This is a genomic window from uncultured Campylobacter sp. (assembly GCF_938030685.1).
GTDB lineage: Bacteria > Campylobacterota > Campylobacteria > Campylobacterales > Campylobacteraceae > Campylobacter_B.
In genome coordinates, this window is the sequence record NZ_CALHHX010000082.1 from 1 (window position 1) to 7648 (window position 7648).

Below are 7648 nucleotides of genomic sequence, written 5' to 3' on the forward strand. Positions count from 1 at the left end.
GCCAAAACCGCTCGTATAAACCGGGCACTCTAAAGCCGTCGCGTTCGAAATCTCGTGCCAAGCTTAGCGCTTCGTCTCGCTTGCCCATCTTGCCATCCTTACTTTTGAAATTTTACTTTGATAATTCTAGCGTAAATTTAAGTTAAATTTTGAAGGCGGCTTATTTTATATGTCGAAATTCTATGGAAAAATATGGAGATTAAATTTGGTAGTGAATTAAAATTTAGAAGTACGCCGAGCCCCGTAGAGCCCGGCTAAATTTTAAAATAGCTCTTAAATTTAGAAGCTATCGTCTCTTTTTTCAAAGATCAGATGCAGCACGTAGGTCACGGCGAAGGTCAAGGTGCTAGGCACGATCCAGCCGAGCATCGAGTCGTAAAACGGCATTTTCTTTACAATAAACGTAACAAGCGGCACCGAAATCCCCAAAATATCAAGTCCGTTTATGACACCCTCGACGACGCAGACATAGACGCAGGCGCGGTAAATCAGCTTGCTCGAATCGATCCACGGATTAATCAGCGAGAGGATTATCAGCATGATCGAGATCGGATAGATGGCGACTAGTACGGGGATGGAGCCTTTGATGATGGTCGTAAGGCCGAAATTTGCGACTCCAAAGCCGATCACGCACCAAGCGATCGCCCAGGTTTTATATTTGATCTTGCCTTTCGTAAGCTCCTCGAAGTATTCGCTAGCCGAGCTTATAAGGCCAAGAGTCGTGGTGATGCAAGCTAGGAAAAACGCGCTGCCTAGGATCACGACGCCAACTCTTCCGAAATAATGATCGCTTACTCGCGACAAAAGCTCCGCTCCATTGATATTCGGCGTATCTTTGAAAAGCTCTGCGGAGGTCGCGCCCAGATAGCCCAGCATAAAATATATCGTCATCAGTATGACGCCCGACATCATTCCTGCTTTTATCGTGGAGGTTACAAGGTGCTTTTCGTCGCTTACGCCGGTTGCTTTAATGGCGTTAATTACGATGATTCCAAATGCCAGCGACGCAAGCGCATCCATCGTCTGATAGCCCTCTACGAAGCCCTTTGCTGCGGCGTGATCGACATACTCCCCGCTAGGAGCGACGAAACCTCCGATCGGAAACAAAAATCCCGCGCCGAAAAGCAGCAAAATAAGCGCCAAAAGTATCGGCGTGAGGTATTTTCCTAGCAGATCGACGAGCTTTGAAGGATTCATACAGATGTAATAGTTCAGCGCAAAATATGCCGCAGAATAAACAAATAGCCAAATTTGAAGACGCTCTTCCGCAATAAAAGGCTTAATCGCGATATCAAAAGGCATATTTGCCGCGCGCGGTATCGCGAAAAGCGGCCCGATAGTAAGATACAAAAGCGCGGTAAAAATGATCGCAAATACCGGATCTATGCGGCGCACCAAGCTCTGAAGCCCCTTTGCGCGCGCAATGCCTGCGACGCCAAGCACCGGCAGAAGCACCGCCGTAGCGCAAAAAAACATTATCGCAATATAAAAATTCTGCCCCGACTCCCTGCCAAGACCCGGCGGGAAAATAAAATTTCCCGCACCGAAAAACATCGCAAACAGCGTAAGCGATATCGTCAAAAACTGGCTTCTACTAAGCTTGCCCTTCATCTTAAAACCTTCCTTGCTGGATTTGAAACTTATATTGTAGTTACAAATGTTTAAAACATATTTAAATTTAGCCGAAATTTAGCTAAAAATTAGCTTTTTTACGATTTTTTGGCGGACACGCAGCGCACGAGGCGGCTAAAATTTTAAAAATTTTAAGTATAATTTCGCGAAATTCAAGGCTAAATTTAGACAAAATGAGCGAGGGATAAAGATGGCGAAGATTAAAACCACGATTTTTGAGTGCCAGCACTGCGGCAATCAGCAAAGCAGATGGCTCGGCAGATGCCCCGACTGCGGCGCATTCGATAGCTTCGTCGAGCTCAAGCCCGCTCAGATCAAAGCGCTAAAAGAGATCGAGGGCGAGCTTACCCGCGCTTCATCCGCAAGCGCCAAAGCGATCAGCGAGATAGAAATCGAGCAAATTTCACGCATCGACACCAAGGATAGCGAGCTAAATTTAGTCCTCGGAGGCGGCGTCGTAGAGGGCTCGCTCGTGCTAATCGGCGGCAGCCCCGGCATCGGAAAATCCACGCTACTGCTTAAAATCGCGGCAAATTTAGCAAGCGACGACCGCGCCGTGCTTTACGTAAGCGGCGAGGAGAGCGCCAGCCAGATCAAAATGCGTGCGCAGCGGCTTGGCGCGATAAGCGAGCAGCTGTTTTTACTCACCGAGATAAATCTGGGTGCCGTGCTTGAAGAGGTCAAGCGCAGGGATTATAAATTTATCGTCATCGACAGCATCCAGACGCTTTTTAGCGATAAGGCCCCCTCTGCGCCGGGCTCTATCACGCAGGTGCGCGAGATCACGTTCGAGCTGATGCGACTTGCCAAAGCGCGCGGGATTTCGATCTTCATCATCGGCCACATCACCAAAGAGGGCTCGATAGCGGGCCCGCGCATACTAGAGCATATGGTGGACGTGGTGCTGTATTTCGAGGGCGATGCGAGCAAGCAGCTTAGAATTTTGCGCGGTTTTAAGAACCGCTTCGGGGCTACGAGCGAGGTTGGGATTTTCGAGATGGGGCCGCACGGGCTCGTAAGCGCCAAGGACGTCGCGAGTAAATTTTTCACGCGCGGCAAGGCGGTAAGCGGCTCGGCGATCACGATCACGATGGAGGGTACGCGCGCGCTCGTCGTGGAGATCCAAGCGCTCGTGTGCGAGAGCGGCTACCCGAAGCGCAGCGCTACGGGCTTTGATAAAAACCGCCTGGATATGCTTCTGGCGCTGCTCGATCGCAAGCTTGAGATCGGGCTTGGTGGATACGACGTCTTCGTAAACGTCAGCGGCGGCGTAAAAATCACCGAAACGGCGTGCGATCTCGCCGTCGTCGCGGCGATCGTAAGCAGCTTCAAAAACCGCCCGATCAGCAAAGAAAGCGTCTTCATCGGCGAGGTGAGCCTAAACGGCGAGATCAGAGAGATCTTCAACCTCGATGCGCGCCTGAAGGAAGCCGCGATGCAGAAATTTAAAAACGCGATCGTCCCGATGAAGCCGCAAAACGCGCAGGGACTTAAAATTTTTCACGCCACCGAGATCACGCAAATTTTAGATTGGATGTGAAGGAAGAGATATGGATAATATACTTAATTGGCTTTGGGAATACCGATCATTTATCTCATTTGTCTCATTTATCATATTAAGCATACTGTTAATAGCATATCAACATAATGATAAAATATCTGAAAAAATCGAATCTCCAGCGACAATATTTGGATTTTTTATAATAATTTACTCTATAGTATTTGAATGTATGGCTCAAGATGCCATAAGGGTTCTTCATAATAACCCTAATAACCCTATCTTTACAACACTAGTTATATCATCTACTTGTATACTCACAATTATACTATGCCCATTGAGTAAATGCGTGAAATATGCTCTATCACTATCTATAGCTCTATTCTTTATAGCGTTATTTCTTGCATCCACCAAAAATTTATTAAATTGGATTACTATAGGAATTATGGGATTTGTTCTTCCTGTGATTTTCTTCTTTGCAATAGAATCTTTCGATGAGTTAAAAAAAATATTATTTGGAAAAGAATATAGAAAATGTAACTTGGCGCTTGGAGTATCTATGTTTATTATGGGCATTGAGCTTGCCCTAATAACTCTTTATTTTGGAACACAAAATATAAAAGGAACTACAAAAAATTTTAAACCACTAGAAGAATTAATTAAGGAATTTCCAGATCTATATTTCGTATTAAGCATTAGCTTTATTTGGACTATAACATCTTGCAATTTTAAAGACAGAGCAGCTGCTGATATTGTAAACAAAACAATATTTAGACTATCGACTATAATAAGCCTATTATTTATAATTCTACATCAAAATCAAGCATCCGATATAATTAAATTTATGACCATCCCATCAGGAATATCATTGATGGTGTTTGAAATTAAAAAATATTTAGGAGATAAAAGAGATATATAAATCTCAGGAGCTATCTTGAATCCAAACGTAATCGTCAAATTCGTCATTTTGTTTTTCATCAAGGCGCAAAGCTTAAACGTCAAATTTAGCAGACTCGACGCCGTCGTGTCGCGCGCTTACGCCAAATATGGGGTGCTGTTTAAGCTCAGCGTGCCGCTACTTGCAGCAGCATCGGCGTTTGCGCTGTTTAATCTATACGATTTTGCCAAAGCAAACTATGCGCTGACGATCTTTTTGCTCGCTTTGGGCTCGCCGCTGCTTGCGTACGGCTTTTTTAAGGCGATAAAATCGGCGATGACCTTCGCGCTATTTGTGATCCCCTTTGCGGCGGTGTTTGCGATCATCGCGGTGACGGGCGCGGAAAAGCTTGATAACTCGCTAAATTTCAACATCGTCTTTCCGCTGTTTTTTACCCTCGTGTGGTTTGCGATGTCGGTGATCGCCGATGAGGACGTGGCGCAGATCATGAATAAGATCGTATCGAAGCTCTCGACGCTTTTCGTGACGATTTTCATCCTTTATAACTACGAGGCACTGCATGGGATTTTAACCGCAAGCTCTGGAGGGTATCGCGCGAGCGATGATGAGCTAAGCGCGCTTGATCTTGTATTTATGACGATTAGATTTTTTACGCTGCCTTCGATTTTTACGTTGATGATTTTTGAGATCAAAGATTATCTTTTTACGAGATACGGCGCGTTCGTGCAGTCGCAGCAGGAGCGTATGGAGGATTTAAAAAATTCCAAGGGCTCGGAGTAAAATTTTAAAGCTTAGCTCGATCTAATTTTGCGCGACGCAAATGGTCGCAAATACTAAAGATTGCGACTGCTGTGTGCACGCTGGCTTAGGCGCGGCGGCAGGACTAACAAAATTTTAAGCGAAATTTTAAAGCTAATTTCGAGACGAAATTTTAAGACCGCGTGGGCTAGAATTTAAAGCCGCGAAGCTTCAAATCCCGACCCCGCAATCAAAATTTAAAATTTTAAAAGAAGCTGTATATGTCGTCTAAAAGGAAGTATTTTTTATCGACAGTGCCTTTGTAGAAAGGCTCGAAAGTATCGTTATACGCTTTTTTGAAAAAGCCCTCTTTGCTAAGCGAAATGAGCGCTTGATTAACGGCTTCTGCGAGATCTGCGTTGCCTTTTTGCATCGCGATGCCTAAAAATACGTTCTCGCCAAGACTTTTGATATTAACCTCGACGCTAGGATCTGCGACCGGATAGACCATCACAAATAGATTATCGTCGCACGCGCCGTCGATCTCGCCGCTTTTTAGCCGCTTGTAGCAATCGGAGGAATTTTTGCAATACACTAGATTGTAGCCGCCGTCCTTTTGCATAAACGCTTCGCCCGTCGAGCCGCGGATGACGCCTACTTTCTTACCTCGCAGATCGCTCATTTTTTGGATATTGTCGCTTTTTCTGGTTAAAACTCCGGAATTTACCGAAAGATAGGGCATCGAAAATTCATAATTTTTCTTTCTCTCCTCAGTAACGCTTGCAGCCGCGATAAGCATATCCGCCTGATTATTTTGAATGGACGGAAAGCGTGCTTGCGCTGATACCGGTATGAGCTCGATCCTGCCGCCGGTATCACCTAAAATTTTGCCTCCGATTGCATTAGCAAGCTCTACGTCAAAGCCCTCAAAGCCGTTATCCGTGACCCTACTAAACGGAGGCTCGTTTTCATAAACGGCGATACGAATGACTTTACTCTGCTTTATTTGGCTTAAAGAATTCGCAAGCGCAAAGATGCAAGATAAAAGAATTAAAAACAGTGATTTTTTCATTTCAAATTCCTTTTTTATTAAAAAAAGCTGTAAAGATCGTCGAGTAAGAAATATTTTTTATCGACGGTGCCTTTATAGAAGGATTCGAAAGTATCCTCGTAAGCCTTTTTGAAAAAGCCCTCTTTGCTAAGTGCGATCAAGCCTTTGTTGATCGCTTCTAGCAGCTCCGCATTGCCTTTTTGCACCGCGACGCCCAAGAATACATTATCGCCTAAATTTTTTATATTGACCTCGACCGCAGGATCTACGATCGGATAGACCATTACAAAAAGGTTGTTGTTGCAATACCCGTCGATCTCGCCGCTTTTTAATCTCCTATAGCAATCGACCGAATCGTTGCAGTAGGAAACATTATAACCGCCGTCCTTTTTGATATACGCCTCGCCGGTAGTCTTGCGGATGATACCGATCTTTTTGCCCATCAGATCGCCTATTTTATGGATATTTGAGTCTTTTTTCGTTAAAATCCCCAAATTCACCGTAAAATACGGCATCGAAAAATCCACGCTTCCCTTACGCTCTTCAGTAATACTTGCAGCCGCGATTATCATATCTGCCTGATTGTTTTGCAGCATCGGAAAACGCACTTCGTTCGTTACCGGTATGAGCTCGATACGACCGCCGGCAGAACCGAAAATTTTACCGGCTAGCGCGTTGGCAAGCTCGACTTCGAAACCCTCAAAGCCTTTCTCGCTTGACTTGCTAAAAGGCGGCTCGTTTTCATAAACGCCCACTCTGATAACCTTGCTTTGCTTTATTTCGCTTAATGAATTCGCAAAAACAAAGATCGCCGACAATAGAATAAGAAAAAATGACTTTTTCATAATTTCCTCCTTGAATTTTAAATTTTTCGTAATTGTAATGTAAATTTTCTTAAAATTTCATTTTACTAGAACCGAAACTATTCCCTAAATTGCGGGTTTAGCGATAAAATTTCGTAACTAAAATTTCTAAGCATAATGATAGAGGCTTTTTAAATTTTGCTACCTTGCATCAAGCTCCGCCTGCTCTCATTAAATTTTAGCGCTTCGCTATAAAATTCTGTGCGTCTATTAGCGCCATAAAAATAGCGCGCCGCTGCGAAATTCTATAGAATTTTATAAATTCTGCAACGGCGCGTTAGTAAAATCTTACAATCTAAACCAAGCTCGCAAAGTCGGGCAAAATAGCAAGGCTATGCAAGCCTTTTAAATTTTACCTGGCGTATAGCGCACAGCTCTATGCTTACTGCAAGCAAATGCAGGCGAGCCGTACCGCTATGCCCGCCTAAAATAAGCTATAAAGGTCATCCAGCAAGAAATATTTTTTCTCCGCAGTGCCCTTGTAATACGGCTCGATAGTCTCGTCGTAGGTCTTTTTCATAAAGCCGTTCTTGCTTAGCTTGACTAGCTCGCCGTTTAAGAACTCAAGCAGATCCTTATTGCCCTTAGAAACCGCAATGCCTAAGAAATCCGAAACGCCTAAATTCTTGATATTTACCTCGGTGTCGCTGTCGATGACGGCATAAGCTAAAACTATCAGATTATCCGTCGCATATCCGATGCCCTTACCGTCCTTTAGCATTTTATAGCATTCGTTTGCGGTAGCGCAATTTACAATTTCAAAGCCCTCTTTTCTAAAATACGCTTCGCCCGTAGTTCCGGTTTCTGCGATGATCGGCTTGTCGTGCAGATCCGATACAGTCTTGATCCTATCGCCAGCGCGGGTTAGCACGCCGATATTTACTGCAAAATACGGCGTCGTAAAATCAACTAGCTGCTTACGCTCATTTGTGATCGTAAAGGTCGCAAGCACCATATCTACTTTATTT

The 7648-nt window shown here is 44.4% G+C and carries 7 protein-coding genes; 3 read left to right on the forward strand and 4 right to left on the reverse strand.

Annotated features, from left to right (window positions below; all coding sequences use genetic code 11):
- Nucleotides 1-279 precede the first annotated feature (279 nt).
- Nucleotides 280-1611 (reverse strand): branched-chain amino acid transport system II carrier protein, encoded by a 1332-nt coding sequence (brnQ, locus tag Q0369_RS03695; protein WP_298096162.1) that lies wholly within the window; start codon nt 1609-1611, stop codon nt 280-282.
- Between the two features lie 211 nt (nt 1612-1822).
- Here brnQ and radA point away from each other — a divergent pair, with 211 nt between their 5' ends.
- From radA to Q0369_RS03710, 3 genes are read left to right on the forward strand one after another with little or no spacing between them, the layout of a single operon-like run.
- Nucleotides 1823-3172: a DNA repair protein RadA gene (radA, locus tag Q0369_RS03700; protein ID WP_298096165.1), complete on the forward strand. Its 1350-nt coding sequence runs from the start codon at nt 1823-1825 to the stop codon at nt 3170-3172.
- A 10-nt stretch (nt 3173-3182) separates the two neighbouring features.
- On the forward strand, nt 3183-4049 hold the full coding sequence (locus tag Q0369_RS03705) for a hypothetical protein (RefSeq protein ID WP_298096168.1): 867 nt from the start codon (nt 3183-3185) through the stop codon (nt 4047-4049).
- A gap of 15 nt (nt 4050-4064) precedes the next feature.
- Nucleotides 4065-4808 (forward strand): hypothetical protein, encoded by a 744-nt coding sequence (locus tag Q0369_RS03710; protein WP_298096171.1) that lies wholly within the window; start codon nt 4065-4067, stop codon nt 4806-4808.
- A 223-nt stretch (nt 4809-5031) separates the two neighbouring features.
- Here the strand turns inward: Q0369_RS03710 and Q0369_RS03715 are convergent, their stop codons facing one another.
- From Q0369_RS03715 to Q0369_RS03725, 3 genes are all read right to left on the reverse strand, one after another.
- On the reverse strand, nt 5032-5838 hold the full coding sequence (locus tag Q0369_RS03715; RefSeq protein WP_005873330.1) for a transporter substrate-binding domain-containing protein: 807 nt from the start codon (nt 5836-5838) through the stop codon (nt 5032-5034).
- A gap of 17 nt (nt 5839-5855) precedes the next feature.
- Nucleotides 5856-6662, reverse strand: a complete 807-nt coding sequence (locus tag Q0369_RS03720) for a transporter substrate-binding domain-containing protein (RefSeq protein WP_298096174.1) — start codon at nt 6660-6662, stop codon at nt 5856-5858.
- 442 nt (nt 6663-7104) lie between these two features.
- On the reverse strand, nt 7105-7648 hold a 544-nt coding region (locus Q0369_RS03725; RefSeq protein ID WP_298096177.1), incomplete at its 5' end, for a transporter substrate-binding domain-containing protein.